Source organism: Marinomonas sp. ABL3_031 (assembly GCF_056161265.1).
On sequence record NZ_JBSWYU010000004.1, the window covers coordinates 94,396 to 112,871 of the forward strand.

Sequence of the window (18,476 nt, forward strand, 5' to 3'; positions counted from 1 at the left end):
AACAGCATGTTTGAACTGACTATTAACCCCGGCCAATTGAGCTTAAGTGATTTACGTCACATTCGTCGCCACCAGATAACCTTAACCCTTGATGACGCCGCCATTCCAGCCATTCACGCCAGCACCCAAGTGGTAAACGATGTAATTGCCGAAGACAGAACGGTTTATGGCATCAATACTGGATTTGGTTTGTTGGCCAATACGCGCATTGCAGCGGATGATCTCGAAGCGCTACAGCGCAGTATTGTGTTATCTCATGCAGCGGGCATTGGTGAGCTGATGGAAGACGGCACGGTTAAACTCATCATAGCGCTGAAAGTGAACAGCTTAGCGCGCGGTTTTTCCGGTATTCGTCTGGAAGTGATTCAAGCGCTTATCACCTTGATAAACAAGGAAGTCTACCCTTGTATTCCAAAGAAAGGCTCGGTGGGGGCATCCGGTGACTTAGCGCCTTTGGCGCACATGAGCACGATTTTATTAGGCGAAGGCCAAGCCCGTTATCGCGGTGAAATTATCTCGGGACAAGCGGCTCTGGCTGTGGCGAGTTTGTCACCCATTACCCTAGCGCCAAAAGAAGGCTTGGCATTACTAAATGGCACGCAAGCGTCGACGGCTTTTGCTCTGGAAGGCTTGTTTGAAGCGGAAGACTTATTCGCTTCGGCCATCACTTGTGGTGCTTTATCAGTCGAAGCAGCGTTGGGCAGTCGTAGTCCATTTGATGCGCGTATTCATCAAGTACGTGGTCATCAAACACAAATGGACGCGGCCGCTGCTTATCGTCATTTATTGGGCGAAAGCAGTGAGTTGGGGGATTCACACCAAGCTTGTGAGAAGGTGCAAGATCCTTACTCTCTGCGTTGTCAGCCACAGGTGATGGGGGCGTGTTTGGAGCAAATCCGCAATGCAGCGAAATCTCTGTGTGTGGAAGCCAATTCGGTGTCGGACAATCCTTTGGTGTTTGCTGAGCAAGGCGACATCATTTCTGGTGGTAACTTCCACGCGGAACCCGTGGCGATGGCGGCCGATAATCTGGCCTTAGCAATCGCTGAAATCGGCAGTTTATCTGAGCGTCGTATGGCGCTACTGATCGACAGTAATTTGAGTAAATTACCGCCTTTCTTGGTAGACAATGGTGGCGTTAATTCTGGCTTTATGATTGCGCAAGTGACTGCTGCGGCTTTGGCCAGCGAAAACAAAACCTACGCGCATCCGGCTTCGGTCGACAGCTTGCCGACGTCGGCCAACCAAGAAGATCACGTTTCCATGGCGACTTTTGCGGCTCGCCGTTTGAAAGACATGGCGGAAAACACGCGGGGTATTTTGGCGGTGGAAATTTTGTCTGCCGTACAAGGTTTGGACTTCCGTAAGCCACTCAAAACCAGCGAGCCATTAGAGCAAGCCCGCGCTGCATTGCGCGCCAGAGTACCGTTTTATGACAAAGACAGGTACTTTGCGCCGGACATTGAGAAAGCCAATGCGCTACTGCAAGAAGCCTCTCACAACAGCATGATGCCTACTGGCTTATTGCCGAGCCTTGACGGCTAATAGAGCGATACGCTCGTCAACGAGAATAAGAGGAAGAAAATGAGTCAGACTAGCCATTCGTCCAATACGCCTATTCGTTTTGATAGCCTTTGGTATGGTGCTCATGTGGCGACCATGCAGTATGGGCAATACAGCGTCATTGAAGATGCTGCCATTGGCGTTAAGAATGGTCGTATTGTCTGGCTTGGTCAACAGGCGGATTTACCACCTTACGAGGCCTTGCAAGTGCAGGATTTCGAGGGTGGCTGGGTGACGCCCGGTTTAATTGATTGTCACACCCATTTGGTGTTTGGTGGCAATCGTGCGGGTGAATTCGAACAGCGTCTCAATGGCGTGTCTTATCAAGAGATTGCCGCTCAAGGTGGTGGCATTGCTGCATCGGTGAAGGCAACCCGTGAGGCTACTGAAGCGAGTTTATTGGCGTCAGCCAAACGTCGTTTGAGCAGTCTCATGCAAGACGGCGTGACCATGGTCGAGATCAAATCTGGCTATGGTTTATCCTTAGACAGTGAGTTAAAAATGCTGCGTGTGGCCAGTGAATTGGGGGAACAGTTGCCAATACACGTTCAACGCACCTGTTTGGCTGCCCATGCCATGCCACCAGAGTTTGATGATAAAGGTGCTTACATAGATTATCTGTGTGACCAAGTGTTGCCGGAAATCGCCAAGCTAGGCATGGCGGATGCGGTGGACGCTTTTTGTGAAGGCATTGCCTTTAGCCCTGAGCAAGTCTTACGCTACTTTCAAAGGGCCAAAGTATTAGGCTTGCCAGTGAAGGTCCATGCTGAGCAGCTTACTTCACAAGGTGGTACTCGCATGGCGGCTAAGTTTCAGGCGTTGTCGGCGGACCACATCGAGTTCATTGAAGAAGCGGATGTTAAAGCCATGGCACAAGCGGGCACGGTAGCGGTTTTGTTACCTGGTGCTTTTTACACCTTGAAAGAAACGCAAAAACCGCCCATTGCTTGGCTGCGTAAACATGCGGTTCCTATGGCCATTGCCACCGATGCGAATCCGGGCACTTCACCCGCTTTGTCTTTGCGCTTGATGATGAACATGGCTTGTACCTTGTTTGCCTTAACGCCCGAAGAAGCTTTAGCAGGAGCGACGCTTCATGCGGCGCAAGCTCTCGGGTTATCTGCGTCTCATGGTAGCTTAGAGGTTGGCAAGGTGGCGGACTTTGTTTGCTGGGATGTGGAAAGCCCGGGAGAGCTGTGCTATTGGTTGGGAGGTCAGTTGCTTAAACACCGTATTCAGCAGGGTAACATCACATGAGTTTAGATAATCCCATTATTCCGTCGCCTTTTGATTTTCATGCAGGCGACTCGCCACTGTTGGTCAGCATGCCCCATTCTGGTCTCAATCTAACCCCAGAAGTGGCAGAAGGCTTGACAGAAAAAGCCGCCAAATTACCGGATACCGACTGGTACATTCCTGAATTGTATGGGGATTTGGCTGCGTTAGGCGTGGGCTGCATCAAGGCCAATTACTCTCGCTATGTGATCGATTTGAATCGCCCTTATGATGACAAGCCCTTGTACAGCAGCAAAACCACCGGCTTATTTCCAGATATCTTGTTCACCGATGAGCCGATTTTTAAAACGGGAAAAACCCCTTCGGATGCCCATCGACTCGCCTGTAAAGAACAAATTTGGCGACCTTACCATGACACCATTGGTAATGAACTAAAGCGTCTTAAAGACAAATTTGGGTACGCTATCTTATTTGACGCGCACAGTATTGCTTCTCACGTTCCCATGCTGTTTGAAGGGCAATTGCCCGACTTTAACTGGGGCACTAATGATGGAGAATCCTGCGACAGTCAATTGCCCAGCCTAGTGACGCAATTACTTGGCCCACATTACACGCAAGTGCTAAATGGTCGCTTTAAAGGGGGCTACATCACACGCCATTTCGGCCAACCAGAAAAGGGCATCCACGCCATTCAGCTGGAACTGTCTCAAGCCACTTACCTCGACGAAATCGCCGCGCAGCAAAACGAATATCACTTGGATAAAAGTAAATTACCCTTTATCCAACAACAGCTTAGGGAAGTAATCGAAGGCCTGCTGCAGGTAAAACTCTAATCTTTTCTGTTCCTTACTGAGAATCCCCGTGTCGCAAGTCGATATGGGGATTTTTTTGATCATAGGATTTACTCGCTTTCATTTCTCTTGACGACAAGGGAATGGAACGTCATCTGCGGCTATCAATCATTGTTTAATTATTAATCGACATATTACGTCAATGACGTATAGTTTGGTAATGTTATGGTAGTTATTGAAAGGTGATCACTGTGAATAACGAGATGTTCAATGAATTGCTTGAAAGCGTACAACAAGCCGATGACATCATAAAAGGCCAAAACACAGCAGCACGCATCACGGAATTTGCCGAACCAGAAGTGAAAGCGATTCGGGCTAAAACCGGTTTAAGCCAAAGCCGCTTTGCTAGCTTGCTAGGGGGCAGCAAGCGTACTTTAGAGAACTGGGAACAGGGCCGCCGTCAGCCAACAGGGCCAGCTCGTGCCTTACTCAAAATCGTCGATGCCGACCCTGAGCATGCGCTAAAGGCATTGCATGGGTAACGGATATATAGATTTTTTAATTATTCTTTTTACCTTTACCCTTCATGTGAATGAGTATTTTGATCTGCAGTTTTTAAGATACTTTGTGTAAACTGGCAAAATTTTTTTAGAGTCATTGAAGAATTGCGTTACTTGAGTGTGAGTTGGATGGAGTAGGTATGAAGCTTACCAGTAAGTTTGCTTTGATGTTGATGGTGATGACCTTGATCGTATCTGGGTTAATTTATCTTTCCATTGAGCTTCTTAAACATAATTTAATAGAAGCCCGAAAACACGAAATAAAGTCTATTCTGACGTTTACTGTGAGTCAGGTGCAGCCTTATATTGAACAACAAAAAAAGGGTCAATTGTCTCTTCAAGAGGCGGAAGATAAAGTGATGACTCTTTTATCCCATGCAAGGTATGACAATTATTTTATCTGGGCGAATGATGCCAACGGCATTGCACGAGTGCATGTTAAAGATTCGGTTCTAGGGGTTTTTCAACCTTCCTATCCTAAGTATATAAATGCCATTACTCAGCAGTCGCCCATTTTATTTACCACAGGTGAAAGCAAAAAACCTCACTCGGATGCTTTATACGTTAAAGTGAATGGTATGACCTTATTGCCTGAATGGCTATGGATGATAGGAATTGGGGTTTATATAGACGAGTTGGATAACATTCTTTCCCCTACTATTCTATTGCTGGTCATGGCAGGGGGCGTTTTATGGATTGTATTAGCCCTAATATTGCTATGGCTTTATCGTAGTACTTTGAGTCTGGTTGGTCGAGATCCTCAGCAAGCACTGACAATGTTGCAGAAAGTAGAAACAGAAGGGGTTGAACAGTTTATTAGGAATGAGTTTAACAAAGAGAGTTTGTTATCACTGGTTCAAGAGCGTTTTTATCAATCTCAACAGGTTTGCTATGAGATACAAGATATAATGCAGAAAGTCATGGCGCACAGCGCCATACTTGATGAATCTTTGCAATCTGTATTGGAGGAGCAGAAGACGACGCAAGACAAAGCGGAACAGTTGATTTCCTTGCTTAAAGACAATGGTTCGGTGGCTTTTGAAGGCGAGAGCTTAGCATTGCAATTAAGTGAATTAATAGAAAAATCATCTCATCTGACGGAACATAGTCGTGAACTAAGGCAAAATCTTGTCAAAGTAATAGAAGAGATGGAACATTTGGACAGTTAAAACAAAGTGGCTTTGCCTTAATTTTACTTATTTATACTTTCTAAAAAGGTATTATCCATAAAAGGTTGATTCTTTAGCAGTGTATTGAGGGTGGTCGCTTCAATTGCTTTAGAATACAGCCACCCTTGCCCTATCGCATTGCTTGTGTGTTGCAGTAGATAATTGACTTCTTGTAAAGATTCAATGCCTTCAAATACCAGAGTAGCATCGAGTTTACTGACTAAATGAAAAATACTGTTCAAAGTGATTTGATTAACGGTTTGTGTGCCAATAGATCGAATAAACATACGATCAATTTTTACTTCGTTAGGCTTAAAGGCAGTTAGCCAAGATAGATTTGAAAAGCCTGTACCAAAATCATCTAAGGAAATTTGATAACCTTTGCGAATGAAGCGTTTGGTTGCTTGTTTGAGGGTATCACTTTGGGCGGCTGAACGTTCTGTTACTTCAAAGATAATCTGCTCAGGCTTAATTTTATATTGTGTAATCTGTTTTTCGACGAATAACAGTAAGCTTTGGTCAGTCAGGTCTTGGATAGATAGGTTTATGCTGAGAGTAAAATCAGGCTTTTCATGCAAAATGTGTTGCATTTCCATTAGGTTTTGACTGAATAACTGACGGGTTAACGGTGTGATTAGTGCATTTTGTTCAGCACAAGCAATGAATTGATCGGCAGGTACATCTCCTAGTTCTTTATCTTGCCAACGAGCTAAGGCTTCAACACCAATGATTTTGCCTGTTTTCAGTTGAATCTTAGGTTGATAGAGTGAATAGAATTGCTGATGTTTAAGGGCAAGTTTAAGACGGTACTTCATAGAACGATGTTTTGAATGAATAAAAATCCACTGAAAAATCAATGAAACTCCCATCAAAATCCCCAGTAACATACCACTTAGCCACTGCCAAAAGTTCATATCAAAGACACCAATATTTTTATCTATTCCGGATACACAAAAATTAAAACCAATCGGGCACGTAGTAAGGGTAAGTGTTTGATTCGTCGAAAATAATGAGAAGGATTGAGGTGCTGTTTGTATGGCATCAATGGCTTCTTGGTGAGTCATGTCATCAAAAATGTGAAAAATATGCTTGGAGTATTTGTTGTAAAGGACTCCTCCAGTGCTGTGCATTTGACGAGATAGTTCCAAATAAATGGTGGGCGAAGCGACAACAAATACATCGGAAGAACTTAAAATATCGCGTATTTGACCCGTGTCAAAAGTGTTGGTTAGATTCGGCCAAGCTTGTGTCAATATGCCGTCACTGATGATGGGATCGGGTAACTGGATTGGCGGAGTAAACTGTCCCCATATTGCGGAGCAAATCAGTTTATTGTCTGGTGTGATGCGTCCTAAGTCTTCAATGTAGGGATAATGTAATACGAGTTTTCGTAGTTGATTTAAATCCTGTGTCGAGCAAATATTCACCGAATTCTGTACCTGCGCGACACTTCTTCTCATCTGAAATGATGCTTGTTCTGTTCTGTAGCGAATCGCCCCGATATAGTTTTCGAGAGAACGTACTTCTTGATAAAGATAGTAGTGATGGTGAAGGTAGAGAGAGAGAAAAATAGACAATAAAAGACAACAGACCATTTTTTGCCATGAGGGCAAAAAAATAGACCTGACGAAATCGTCCAATTGACTAGACTTTTGCCTTAATAAATTTAGCACCTACTGAAAACGATCCTAATAAAGGTGAAAAAGATAGAAATATGCAGCTACAGCCCATTAAACACGAAATCAATAACATAAAAAAGATAAAGACGAGTTCCCTTACCCAAACTCCTTAGTCTTTTTTAGTTTGATCCGTAAAGCAGACATTGATTATTCATCATAAAAAACTATTATTTGCCTATATGGAATATTAAGCCGCATTGCTAATGAAATTATTTGTTTCTTACTCTTTAAAATCATCTTCCATTGGGTAACGCCAAATTTGATTTTTATCGTCATACATCGAAGGGGCGGCTGCATTATGATGAACCAACAGACGTCAATATATGAGATATGAGGTTTTACGATCTGTGATGCGCCGCTATTCTTGATGACCAGTCCAGATTACTTGAAAGCATACGCAGCACGACTTACTCCTTTAATATCGGTTTACCATGTTGATCCAGTTGAGCTTTGATTGATTTGCTCCAGTTTTCAGTCCATTACTCCTGCCTTTTGATTAGTAGGAGATGGTTTAAGAAGTGCTTGTAGAGTTGTGTTTAAGCGTTTATCAAAACAAGTTTGTTGCCCAATAAACTTGCCAGAAGTAGGGTGCTGACTTGCAAAAAAACTACATAAAGAAACGATACTTCTCAGGGAGAGCGGATATAGTTCACTATGCATTCTTGTATTTGAGGTTTAGCTCAATGAAACTGTCTAGTAAGTTAATAGTAATTACTCTCCTAATTATCGTATCCATGTCTGTTATTGTGTATTTCACAGCAAAGGGCATGAAGAGCGAAATGATTGACGCAAGGAAGCATGAACTGCAAACCGTGTTAGCCTTTACAATGAATCAAGCGAAACATTACATAGATAAAGAAAAATCTGGGCAGATCTCACGCGAACAAGCAGAACAGAATATAGAGCAGCTGTTATCAGGAATGCGTTACGGCGATTCTTTTATTTGGGCCAATGATGAGCATGGTATTGCCAGAGTACATGTTAAAGAGAATGTCATTGGAGAGTTCCAATCCTCCTACCCTAAATATATTGGTGAGCTGACCAAGTCTACTTTTGCTTTTACCGTAGGGGAGAGTACCAAGCCTAATTCAGACCAGTTGTTTATCAAGATTAATGGTATGACCTTACTGCCGGAATGGAAGTGGATGATGGGTATCGGGGTTTACATGGACAGTATTGATAGCAAGGTATATTCCTTCATGGCACAACTTATTGGCATTATGGCTATCCTTGTGGTGTTGATTGTGTTGAGCTTGTTCTGGGCTTTTAGAAGCACAGGGAAATTGATCGGTACTGATCCTAAGAAGGTGCACGAATTAATGGGCAAGGTTGAGCGGGAAGGCTTATACCATTTCATGGAAGCGCATTTTACGAAAGGCAGTGTGCTGGCTATAATCAAAGACAACTTTGAGCACATTAAATACACCTTAGACAGTCTCCAGCGGGTGTCTAAAACCATAGAACAGAATACCGATTCATTATCTGCTTCTGGTCAGTCTGTGCAGCAGTTAGTGGCCGATGCCGTTAAGAAAAACAACAGGGTAATGAATCATTTGGTGGGAGCAAAACACATGCTCACTGGTCTGTTGGAGTCTGAATGGCTGGCGAATTCGGAAGAATTGAAGAAGCAGGTTTCAGACATTGCAACTCAATTAGCGCAGATGGATGCCAATAATGACACTGAGGGCTCTGCGGAACAAACGATGACGCAAGTTTTTGCTCTGCTAAATGAGGTGCAAGCTTGCTTGGTTAAGATGAACGAAGTGCTGCATGAACTGCAACAAGATGCAGGCAAAATAGAAAATGAGTTAGAGTTTCTGGACTTCTACAGCTCTTAATAAAGTGAGTAGGAGGTTTTTTTGAGCTTTAAGACTCATCATCAGTGACGTCTAGTATTTCGGTTATCGATTGATCATTAACTCCTTTAAAGGGGGCATTGATGATCATTTCTTGTACGGATTTAGGGGCTACGGCTTTGCAATAAAGCCAGCCCTGGCCAATGGCATGAGGTGAATGTTGTACTAAGTATTTCGCTTCATCCAACGACTCGATGCCTTCAAACACCAATTTCACATCCAAGTTGCTGACCAATTGAAAGATACCATTCAAGGTAATTTGATTAACGGATTGGGTGCCAATCGATTGAATAAAGATTTTGTCGATTTTGATTTCATTTGGCTGGAATGCTGTGAGCCAAGATAAATTGGAAAAGCCCGTACCAAAATCGTCAATCGACATTTGATACCCTTTACGAAGAAAGCGCTTGGTGGTTTGTTTCAGTGTGTTGTTTTCTACAGCGGATCTCTCTGTCACTTCAAGTACAATTTGTTCCGTATGAATACCTTGTTTGTGTATTAGACGATCAATGTAATGCAACAAACTATTGTCAGCCAAATCTTGGATAGAGAGATTGATGCTAAGCGTAAAGTCTGGATGGGTTGTGAGAATACTCGCCATGTCTTTGATGTTTTTTTCGACTAACTGGCGCGTGAGCTTTGTAATTAAGCCTTTTTGTTCGGCACAATGGATGAATTGGTCAGGAGACACAAAGCCCAACAGTTTGTCATTCCAGCGTGCAAGGGCTTCCACGCCAACAATTTTTCCTGTTGCTAATTCTATTTTGGGTTGATAAAGGGAATATATATCATTGTTTTTAATCGCTCTTTTTAGACGTCTGAGTAGCGATAAACGGCTTTCTTTAATCCGAGTTGTGCTATTTAAAAACAATAAACAAGATACTATCCCTATGATGATGCTGATAAACCACTGCCAAACCGGCATATCAAAAATGCCAATGCGTTTATCTATGCCTGCCACACAAAAACTAAAGCCAGCCGGGCAAATTTTAATGGAAATGCCACTGTCTTTTGATGGCATAAATGGGATGCCATCATTAGGGTGATTAATGATGTGCTGTGCTTCTTCCATGTTGATGTCGTTTAGTAATTGGTAGATGTTATTTTCTTGTGATGAAAACAATACACTGCCGGTTTTTGGGTTGTTACGAGGAATATCAAGAAAGATGGTTGGTGAGGGAATGACGAACACTTCTTGATAACGCACTACCATACGATCTTGTTGTTCATGAAAAAGGTTTTCGATATCAGGCCAGGTTTGATCAAAACTGGAATCCTGTGACAAGTTTTTTGGCAAGGTGATGGCGGGCGAAAATTCTCCCCAAATAGCGGAACAACGAAGTTGGTTGTTTTTAATGTGCCCTATGTCCTCAACATAAGGGTATTTTAGTATCAGGATTTTTAATTGCGTGAGGCCTTCAATAGAACACAGATCCTCTTCTATATTATTTGCCTGATTAAGTCCTGAGCTCATCTGAAAAATCGCTTGCTGTGTTCTGTCAATAACACGACCCACGTAATTTTCTAATGCCTGTTTTTCAGTAATAATGTAGAGATAACGATTGATAAAAATGCCGCCAAGTATGAAGAGAATCATATAGGCGACCAGTTTCCGCCAAGATGGCAAATGATTGGTAGAAAGTGCCAGATTAATGAGAATGGATTTCTGCTTTAAAAAATTTAGCATGATAAATCGACTCCCACTTATAATGACTTTATCAATTTAAAACATAGTAAAATTAGACCTTAAAGCGAGTTTATAAAAAAGGGACAGCGTGATAAGAAGCGATCCCTTTTTGTTAAGTATTGTGTGTCTAGGGTTTCAGTTTAACGGCTTTTTAGATAATTCAGCATGGTGTCAGCATCGGATACCTCAAATGGATCGCTTGGTGCATCGTCTTGGTAACCTGGTTCAGCAAACATTTTCTTAATTTCGCCGTTTTCAACATGCATCGCATAGCGCCAACTGCGCATGCCAAAGCCTAGATTTTCTTTTTTCACTAGCATGCCCATCTGACGGGTGAAGTCACCATTACCGTCTGGTAATAAGAAGACATTTTTGGCATTTTGGCTTTTACCCCATTGGAACATCACAAACGCATCGTTTACCGAAATACATATAACGGCATCGACTCCTTGTGCTTTGAACTCATCATAAAGCTCTTCGTAACGAGGTAAATGTGAGGTTGAACAAGTTGGTGTGAAGGCGCCCGGTAGGGAAAAGACAACCACGCTTTTGTCTTTAAACAAATCGTCTGTGGAAACGTCTTTCCACTCGAAGGGGTTTGGACCACCAAGGGCTTCATTACGAATACGAGTTTTGAAAGTGACCTGAGGGACATGTTTTAACATGAGCTTTCCTTTTTCGATTTAATCTAGATAGTAAAGGGTTATTGCTTCAGAAAACCGCGAGCCTGTAAAAAGCTTAGCATGTGTTCGCGTTTTTTCTTTTGAACCGCTGCGGCGGTTTGTTCAGACCAGTTGCTTTGCTTTTGATTGCTGTTGCGACTGGCGTAATAGGTTTGCATTTGGGCGTCATAGGCTTCGACGTCTGCGGCACAACGTGAGGAATCATATTGGTCTTTGTGTAAAATACTGGCTACGGGCAGACGAGGCTTACATTCTGGCTCTGCGTCTGGATAGCCTAAACAAAGTCCGAAGATGGGATACACCTGATCGGGGAGCGCCAACAGCTCGGCAACTTGTTGCGGATCATTGCGAATGCCGCCAATAAACACCGCACCTAAGCCAACGGATTCTGCACCCAACATCAAGTTTTGCGCCATAAAGGTGGCATCTGTGGTAGCGGCAATAAAGTGTTCGGTTTGACCTTCAAGAGCGCCCAGACCTTGTTTATGACTGCAATATTCAACACGGGTCAAATCGGCACAAATGACAAGAAACTCAGCCGCTTGTTCGACCCATTTTTGGCCGCCAGACAAACTGGCGATTTGCTGGCGCTGCTCGGCTTGAGTGACTTGAATGATGGAATAGGCTTGGATAAAACTGGAAGAAGCCGCACCTTGTGCTGCGGCGATCAGTTCCTCTAAAAGCGCGTTGTCGATACTTTGGACGGTATACTGACGGATCGATTTATGAGATTTTTGGGCTTGTAGAATGGGATTCAAACGTCATTACCTCTAATGGATGATGGGGTTTTATACTAGAAGCTGAGCCCCTTCTCTACAAGCCGTTGTGGATTCACTCCTTGTTTTTTCGTATTAATGATATGCCTTGCTAGTCACTTCTCCCCATAGCTGTTCAATACGTCGGTCGCGCCCACAGCTTGAGCGATAGAAAGCATAACGTATAGGATTTTTAGTGTAATAGCTCTGGTGATATTCCTCCGCCGGGTAGAATTTCGCCGCGGGCAAAATGGGGGTGACTATGTCTGCTGAAAAAGGCTTGGTCGACTTTACCTTGTCCAGTGACGCATCAAATACCGCTTTTTGTTCGGCATTTTGATAAAACATGGCAGTTCGATAAGGTTCACCTTTGTCACAAAATTGTCCATTTGGATCCGTCGGGTCGATGGTTTTCCAAAAGTATTCAGCCAATGTGTTTAGTGATACTTTTTCGTCATCAAATAAAATAGTGACGGCTTCGAAATGCCCCGTGTTACCTATAGAGACTTGTTTGTAACTTGGATTGGGCGTTTGTCCACCTGTGTAACCCGAGATGACATCAATGACGCCAGGCACCATTTCAAAGTCAGATTCCACACACCAAAAACAGCCACCTGCCACTACCATACTCTGTTGCTCTGCTTGGACGGATGACGCCATTGTCAGAGACAAACTTATCCCTGCTGTTAACGCTAATTTATGGAATAGAGCTTTAGAATTAAGACGCTTCATTTGTATACCTCATGTGGGCTTTTTATTTTTTTGCCCATTAAATTTGCGTTATGTGCTTGTTTAGAGATGATTCAAGCCCATAATGAATTAAGTATCTTTAATAACCATAGAGAATAGACGATCAAGATCGAACATTTCTTACAGAGTATTAATGGGAAAGTAGTATGAGTGATGACAATAAGCAGGAATACGTACCACCAAAAGTTTGGCAATGGCAAAGTAAGAATGGCGGCCAGTTTGCTAACATCAATCGCCCCATTTCAGGGGCAACACATGAAAAGGTTTTGGAGGTAGGTAAGCACCCACTTCAAGTGCATTCTTTGGCAACGCCTAATGGTCAAAAAGTCACCATTATGTTGGAAGAGCTATTGGCAATGGGCATTAAGGAAGCGGAATACGATGCCTACCTTATTAACATTGGTGAAGGTGATCAGTTCTCTTCAGGTTTTGTTGATATTAACCCGAATTCCAAGATTCCGGCTTTGATGGACCACAGTACCACACCACCTACTCGTGTCTTCGAGTCGGGTGCCATACTGCAATATCTGGCGGAAAAATTTGATGCCTTGGTTCCAAAAGATCATAAAGCGAAAACCGAGTGCCGAAATTGGTTGTTCTGGCAGATGGGCTCAGCGCCTTATTTGGGTGGTGGTTTTGGACATTTCTATGCCTACGCGCCGACAAAGATGCAATATCCGATAGACCGTTTTACCATGGAAACCAAGCGTCAGCTGGATGTCTTGGACAAGCATTTGGCTGAACATACCTACTTTGCTGGTGATGAGTATTCCATTGCCGATATCGCTATTTGGCCTTGGTATGGCAACTTGGTATTAGGTAACTTATACAATGCCGCTGAGTTCTTAGACGTATCGAGTTACACCCATCTGCTGCGTTGGGCGAAAGCCCTAGAAGAGCGTCCAGCGGTGAAGCGTGGTCGTGTGGTGAACCGTGCATTCGGTGATGGTGCTCAATTACACGAACGTCATGATGCCAGTGATTTTGATGGTCTAGACTTGGACTAGTCTAAATTACTGTATCGCTATGACTCTGTTGTAAAAGGCAGAGGTTGATCGGCTTGTATCAACAGAGTCATTTTCTTTGCTGACATGGGTTTGGCAAAGTAGTAGCCTTGGCCATACTCACATCCCATTTCTTTAATAATATCCGCTTGTTGTTGCGTTTCGATACCTTCTGCAATGACTGCACTATTAAAGTTTCTAGCGAGCTGAATAGCGGCCGAAATGACGGCTTTTTTCTTGGTGTCCTGCTCCACATCTCGTATGAATGATTTATCTATCTTGATGAAATGCACATTCAGATGGCTGATATAAGAGAGAGAACTCATACCCGTACCAAAGTCATCAATAGCCAATTTAATGCCGGCTTGTTTGAACTCATGCAAGCGTTTGAAAATGTACTCTAGGTTGATACTAATGGACGATTCCACCAGTTCAATTTCTAACCTGTGTGAAGGGATAGTATGCTGTTTCAAAAGCGCTATGGTGAATTCCAGCAGTTCAGGATCCAACAAACTAAAAGGCGAAATATTGATGGCAATTGGGGTCTTGATGCCTTGTTTTTGCCAGATGGCCAGCTGTTCTATTGCTTGTTTAATGATATAGCGACCAAATTCTTGAATGCGACCGCTTTGCTCAATCAGCTCAATAAAGTGATCAGGAGAAAGTACACCATGAATTGGATGGTGCCAGCGCGCTAAGCCTTCAACACCAACGATTTTACCGTCGGCAAGATTCACCTTAGGTTGATAATCTAACAAGATATGCTGTGAACTAAACGCTTCTTCCAAGTCCGCTCTTAGTTCCAAACGATGTACACCTTGTGATCTATTATGTTGGCTGAACACACTCCAACCTTTACGGCCTTGTTTGGCATCGTACATGGCGGTATCTGCACAAATCATTAGGGTTTCATAATCATTAGCATGGGATGGATAATGGGCAAAACCAATACTGGCTCCAGTATTGATGTAAAGCTGATTGATCATGACAGGTTCATTGCAGGCAAGAATCAGAGCTTGAGCTGTGGCTTTTGCTTCTTCAATACCTGTATCAGGTGACCAGACGATGAATTCATCACCGCTGATCCGAAACAATATTTGTTGTTCTGTTATATTGCCTGCAAGTTTATTGGCGACGGATTGGAGTAACTCATCACCTGCTGCATGACCAAAGGTGTCATTTACTTCTTTAAAGTTGTCCAAATCAATAACAAACAAACAGCCTTCTTTCGCAGGCTGCTGGTGTTTGCTTGATACTTTTTTGCCCATGAACTGACTCATCACCTTATTGAGATATAGACGATTGGGTAAATTGGTTAACGCATCATAGGTTGCCAGTTTGCGTAGGGCGTGGTTCTTTTCTTCGATTTTTTGGTTAATCCATGACGAAATGGTTAAGGCAAGCCAAATGGCCAACCAAAAAACCAGTAATGAAGTGATAGACAGTCTTTTGATAATGTAAGACAAGGTGTCTTCAAGACTTTGCGACTGAATTATGACGGTTGTTTTATACTGGCCTAAGCGACTTACCTGCCATAAATATTTTTTTCCAGCGAAGGTCTCATTGCCATTAGGCATTGAGTGATATTGGCTTGTATGAGCTTTGGCCTTGATAGTGTTTTGTATACTGTCTAACAGTTTTACTAGGTCGGTTTCTGTGATGCCTTGGCGTTTAGACCAGCTGAATTCTTCACCTTCTATCTGAACGTACAGAATCGGTAGCTGCACATGATCGTGTAAGTATATGGTGTTCACAAACTGTGTGAGTTTTTGTTCAGAAAGCGTTGGGTCTTGTGTGATTTCAGATTGCAGTAGCATGGTTTGCTGGTGCAACGCGTTGAGTTCTGTTTTGAGCCCCAAATCAGAGGCGAGTCGGTATGACACCGTGATGTAAATAGCAGAAACAAAAAATGCCATGGCTAGACAGCCTAGAATGAGTCTGAGTTTTGGCGATTTGTCTTGATCAAGCTCTTTGAAATCTGGCATTCAAATAAGTTTATTCAGGCTTTCGAGTGCTAATGTTGGCTAGGTGATAAACAGGACACCAACCTGTCGCGAGCGATATTAAATTGAGTACACCAAAAACGCCAAGCAATATTTCCAATATTGGCTCTTGAAGATAGTCGCCATTAAGCAAAGCGAAAGCGGTAACTGTCACGCCAATAATGCCACGTAACGAACGATCAATAATGTGTAGATTTTTTTTCATGATTGCCTCCTTTCCACAAATAGATCGCATTTACTATATTAAATTGTTTAATATGTGAACAAGGAGTCGATTGTAAGAAATTGAATCTGAATGTAAGAGGTTGGAAATTGATAATAAAATTCAATCGATCCAAGGTGGCGAAGTGTTCAGATAACGTCTAGATTTAAAGAGTGAGTTTTTTAACTCGACATATTTGCCCTCTGGCAAACAGTGATAAAAAAAGCCTACTTAAAACGAGTAGGCTTTTTTTAGGACAATACAATTTCACATTTGATCTATAGGCGCATTTCAATGTCAGCGTCAGCCATGCGTTGTTTGGCTTGCTGGATGCTGTATTCGCCAAAGTGGAAAATACTGGCGGCTAAGACGGCATCGGCTTTGCCTTTGGTAACACCGTCAACCAAATGATCCAAATTCCCCACACCACCAGAAGCAATGACGGGCACATGAACCGCTTCGCTGATGGCGCGAGTGACGCCTAAATCAAAACCATTCTTGGTACCGTCACGGTCCATGCTGGTAAGAAGAATTTCACCGGCACCGTAGTCGACCATTTTTTTCGCCCATTCAACAGCGTCTAAGCCCGTTGGTTTGCGGCCACCATGGGTGAAGATTTCCCATTTGTCTGGTTCACCATCGGCGCTGACTTTCTTGGCATCAATCGCCACCACGATACATTGAGAGCCGAAACGTTGTGCCGCTTCACGCACAAATTCTGGGTTGAAGACGGCCGCGGTATTGATGCCCACTTTGTCAGCACCAGCATTCAGCATGCGGCGAATGTCGTCACAGGTACGAATGCCGCCACCTACGGTTAAGGGAATGAAGACTTGCGCGGCAATGGCTTCCACCATGTGTACTGTAGTCTCACGATCATCCGAGCTGGCGGTGATATCAAGAAAGGTGATTTCATCGGCACCTTGCTCGTCGTAGCGTTTGGCAACCTCAACTGGGTCACCGGCGTCACGGATATCGACAAATTGCACGCCTTTTACAACGCGACCATTATCGACATCCAGACAAGGAATAATTCGTTTTGCTAAGCCCATATTGGTTCCTAATACTGCAATGCAGAGAGCGCGTTAAGCTTTACCATCCCAATGGATGAAATTTTTGTAGAGTTGCAAACCGTCTTTATGGCTTTTCTCTGGGTGGAATTGCACCGCGAAGACATTATCGCGAGCCAGTGCCACACAGAATTCCAGACCATAGTCGCAGGTCCCGGCTACTTCGTTTTGGTTGCTGGGTACAACGTAGTAACTGTGTACAAAGTAGAAGCGAGCATTGTCAGCAATGCCCTGCCAAAGCGGGTGATCAATCGTCTGTTTGACCTGATTCCATCCCATGTGCGGCACTTTGAGTTTGCTGCCATCGTGGTCTTTGTGATTATCACCGAAAAATAACGCGTTACCTTCAAAGTGATTTAAACAATCCACGCCGCCGTTTTCTTCACTGTGTGACATCAGTGACTGAATGCCCACACAAATGGCCAAAAATGGCTTTTCTTGCATGGCTTTGCGAATGCTGGGGACCAAACCTGTGTTGTGCATTTCACCGATACAATCGCGAATTGCCCCGACACCGGGCAGCAATACGCGATCGGCCGCATCAATCACTTTCGGGTCGCTGGTGACAATCACTTGGGTGTGTTCATCGGCTACGTGTTCTAGCGCTTTGGCTACCGAGTGGAGGTTGCCCATGCCGTAGTCGATGACAGCAACGGTTGATGTCTTTACTTGGCTCATTTTCTCGTCCTAAAACAACTTGGCTTACAAACAACCTTTAGTAGAAGGCATTTGACCTGACATACGTTCGTCCACTTCCAATGCCATGCGCAAAGCGCGACCGAAAGCTTTGAATATTGTCTCAGCTTGGTGGTGAGTGTTCTTACCACGTAAGTTGTCTAGGTGCAGGGTGACTTTGGCGTGATTGATAAAACCGTGGAAGAATTCTGAAAACAAATCCACATCAAAACCACCAACGGAAGCACGAGTAAAGGGCACGTGCATTTCCAAACCAGGACGACCAGAGAAGTCGATGACCACACGAGAAAGTGATTCATCTAACGGTACATAAGCGTGACCATAACGTTTGATGCCTTTTTTATCGCCCACAGCGATCTCAAAGGCTTGTCCAAGGGTAATGCCTAAATCTTCCACTGTGTGGTGAGCGTCAATGTGGAGATCGCCTACTGCATGAATGTCTAAATCGATTAATCCATGACGAGCGACTTGCTCAAGCATATGGTCAAGGAAAGGTACGCCTGTGACGCAGTTAAATTTACCGGTACCGTCTAGGTTGATCGACACCTTGATCTGAGTTTCAAGCGTATTGCGCTCGACACTGGCAACGCGATCGGACATTGATTGGTTTCTCCACAGTAGATGGCGACTGACCGCCACTTTATTAACATAGTGCGCCTATTATAGAACGAGGGCAGGTTAGCGGCTATGCCTTGAAGCGAGGTTTTTTCATGAGTTCTCCCTATTGCATCGATTAAGATTGGTTAGCAATGATATGATGATACCCCCATCT

The 18,476-nt window shown here is 43.7% G+C and carries 17 protein-coding genes; 7 read left to right on the forward strand and 10 right to left on the reverse strand.

From position 1 onward, the window contains the following. Nucleotides 1–6 precede the first annotated feature (6 nt). From hutH to ACXAH2_RS06550, 5 genes are all read left to right on the forward strand, one after another. The gene (gene hutH, locus ACXAH2_RS06530) at nucleotides 7–1,545 is read left to right on the forward strand and encodes a histidine ammonia-lyase (protein ID WP_475077367.1); all 1,539 of its coding nucleotides are present in this window, start codon (nucleotides 7–9) and stop codon (nucleotides 1,543–1,545) included. Nucleotides 1,546–1,584: 39 nt separating this feature from the next. Beyond that, the gene (hutI, locus tag ACXAH2_RS06535; protein ID WP_475077368.1) at nucleotides 1,585–2,820 is read left to right on the forward strand and encodes an imidazolonepropionase; all 1,236 of its coding nucleotides are present in this window, start codon (nucleotides 1,585–1,587) and stop codon (nucleotides 2,818–2,820) included. Then, nucleotides 2,817–3,632: an N-formylglutamate deformylase gene (gene hutG / locus ACXAH2_RS06540; RefSeq protein WP_475077369.1), complete on the forward strand. Its 816-nt coding sequence runs from the start codon at nucleotides 2,817–2,819 to the stop codon at nucleotides 3,630–3,632. Before hutI ends, hutG begins: the two co-directional genes overlap by 4 nt. A gap of 209 nt (nucleotides 3,633–3,841) precedes the next feature. After that, a complete protein-coding gene (gene nadS / locus ACXAH2_RS06545) occupies nucleotides 3,842–4,132 on the forward strand; it encodes a NadS family protein (protein ID WP_475077370.1) in 291 nt (96 codons plus the stop codon). Nucleotides 4,133–4,290: 158 nt separating this feature from the next. Continuing rightward, nucleotides 4,291–5,319: a cache domain-containing protein gene (locus tag ACXAH2_RS06550; RefSeq protein ID WP_475077371.1), complete on the forward strand. Its 1,029-nt coding sequence runs from the start codon at nucleotides 4,291–4,293 to the stop codon at nucleotides 5,317–5,319. Between the two features lie 23 nt (nucleotides 5,320–5,342). Here ACXAH2_RS06550 and ACXAH2_RS06555 read toward each other — a convergent pair whose 3' ends face one another. Continuing rightward, nucleotides 5,343–6,914, reverse strand: a complete 1,572-nt coding sequence (locus ACXAH2_RS06555; RefSeq protein ID WP_475077548.1) for an EAL domain-containing protein — start codon at nucleotides 6,912–6,914, stop codon at nucleotides 5,343–5,345. Between the two features lie 767 nt (nucleotides 6,915–7,681). Between ACXAH2_RS06555 and ACXAH2_RS06560 the strand changes: the two genes are divergently transcribed. Then, nucleotides 7,682–8,836, forward strand: a complete 1,155-nt coding sequence (locus tag ACXAH2_RS06560) for a cache domain-containing protein (protein ID WP_475077372.1) — start codon at nucleotides 7,682–7,684, stop codon at nucleotides 8,834–8,836. A gap of 28 nt (nucleotides 8,837–8,864) precedes the next feature. Here the strand turns inward: ACXAH2_RS06560 and ACXAH2_RS06565 are convergent, their stop codons facing one another. The 4 genes from ACXAH2_RS06565 to msrA all read right to left on the reverse strand — a co-directional run bounded on the left by ACXAH2_RS06565 (nucleotide 8,865) and on the right by msrA (nucleotide 12,711). Continuing rightward, nucleotides 8,865–10,541, reverse strand: a complete 1,677-nt coding sequence (locus ACXAH2_RS06565) for an EAL domain-containing protein (protein WP_475077373.1) — start codon at nucleotides 10,539–10,541, stop codon at nucleotides 8,865–8,867. 140 nt (nucleotides 10,542–10,681) lie between these two features. Continuing rightward, nucleotides 10,682–11,206 carry a redoxin family protein gene (locus ACXAH2_RS06570; RefSeq protein ID WP_475077374.1) on the reverse strand — a complete coding sequence of 175 codons (525 nt, stop codon included), beginning with the start codon at nucleotides 11,204–11,206 and terminating at the stop codon, nucleotides 10,682–10,684. A gap of 38 nt (nucleotides 11,207–11,244) precedes the next feature. Then, a complete protein-coding gene (nfsA, locus tag ACXAH2_RS06575; RefSeq protein ID WP_475077375.1) occupies nucleotides 11,245–11,982 on the reverse strand; it encodes an oxygen-insensitive NADPH nitroreductase in 738 nt (245 codons plus the stop codon). Nucleotides 11,983–12,075: 93 nt separating this feature from the next. Continuing rightward, nucleotides 12,076–12,711 (reverse strand): peptide-methionine (S)-S-oxide reductase MsrA, encoded by a 636-nt coding sequence (gene msrA, locus ACXAH2_RS06580; protein ID WP_475077376.1) that lies wholly within the window; start codon nucleotides 12,709–12,711, stop codon nucleotides 12,076–12,078. A 164-nt stretch (nucleotides 12,712–12,875) separates the two neighbouring features. Here msrA and yghU point away from each other — a divergent pair, with 164 nt between their 5' ends. After that, the gene (gene yghU / locus ACXAH2_RS06585; RefSeq protein ID WP_475077377.1) at nucleotides 12,876–13,736 is read left to right on the forward strand and encodes a glutathione-dependent disulfide-bond oxidoreductase; all 861 of its coding nucleotides are present in this window, start codon (nucleotides 12,876–12,878) and stop codon (nucleotides 13,734–13,736) included. A gap of 17 nt (nucleotides 13,737–13,753) precedes the next feature. Here the strand turns inward: yghU and ACXAH2_RS06590 are convergent, their stop codons facing one another. The 5 genes from ACXAH2_RS06590 to hisB form a co-directional block, all read right to left on the reverse strand. Further along, nucleotides 13,754–15,718, reverse strand: coding sequence for a putative bifunctional diguanylate cyclase/phosphodiesterase (locus ACXAH2_RS06590; RefSeq protein ID WP_475077378.1), 1,965 nt, complete (start codon nucleotides 15,716–15,718; stop codon nucleotides 13,754–13,756). Between the two features lie 10 nt (nucleotides 15,719–15,728). Beyond that, nucleotides 15,729–15,941, reverse strand: a complete 213-nt coding sequence (locus tag ACXAH2_RS06595; RefSeq protein WP_475077379.1) for a YgaP family membrane protein — start codon at nucleotides 15,939–15,941, stop codon at nucleotides 15,729–15,731. 275 nt (nucleotides 15,942–16,216) lie between these two features. Continuing rightward, the gene (gene hisF, locus ACXAH2_RS06600; RefSeq protein WP_475077380.1) at nucleotides 16,217–16,990 is read right to left on the reverse strand and encodes an imidazole glycerol phosphate synthase subunit HisF; all 774 of its coding nucleotides are present in this window, start codon (nucleotides 16,988–16,990) and stop codon (nucleotides 16,217–16,219) included. Nucleotides 16,991–17,023: 33 nt separating this feature from the next. Beyond that, nucleotides 17,024–17,686: an imidazole glycerol phosphate synthase subunit HisH gene (hisH, locus tag ACXAH2_RS06605; RefSeq protein ID WP_475077381.1), complete on the reverse strand. Its 663-nt coding sequence runs from the start codon at nucleotides 17,684–17,686 to the stop codon at nucleotides 17,024–17,026. Nucleotides 17,687–17,710: 24 nt separating this feature from the next. Continuing rightward, complete coding sequence (hisB, locus tag ACXAH2_RS06610; protein WP_475077382.1) at nucleotides 17,711–18,304, reverse strand: imidazoleglycerol-phosphate dehydratase HisB; 594 nt, start codon at nucleotides 18,302–18,304, stop codon at nucleotides 17,711–17,713. Nucleotides 18,305–18,476 lie beyond the last annotated feature (172 nt).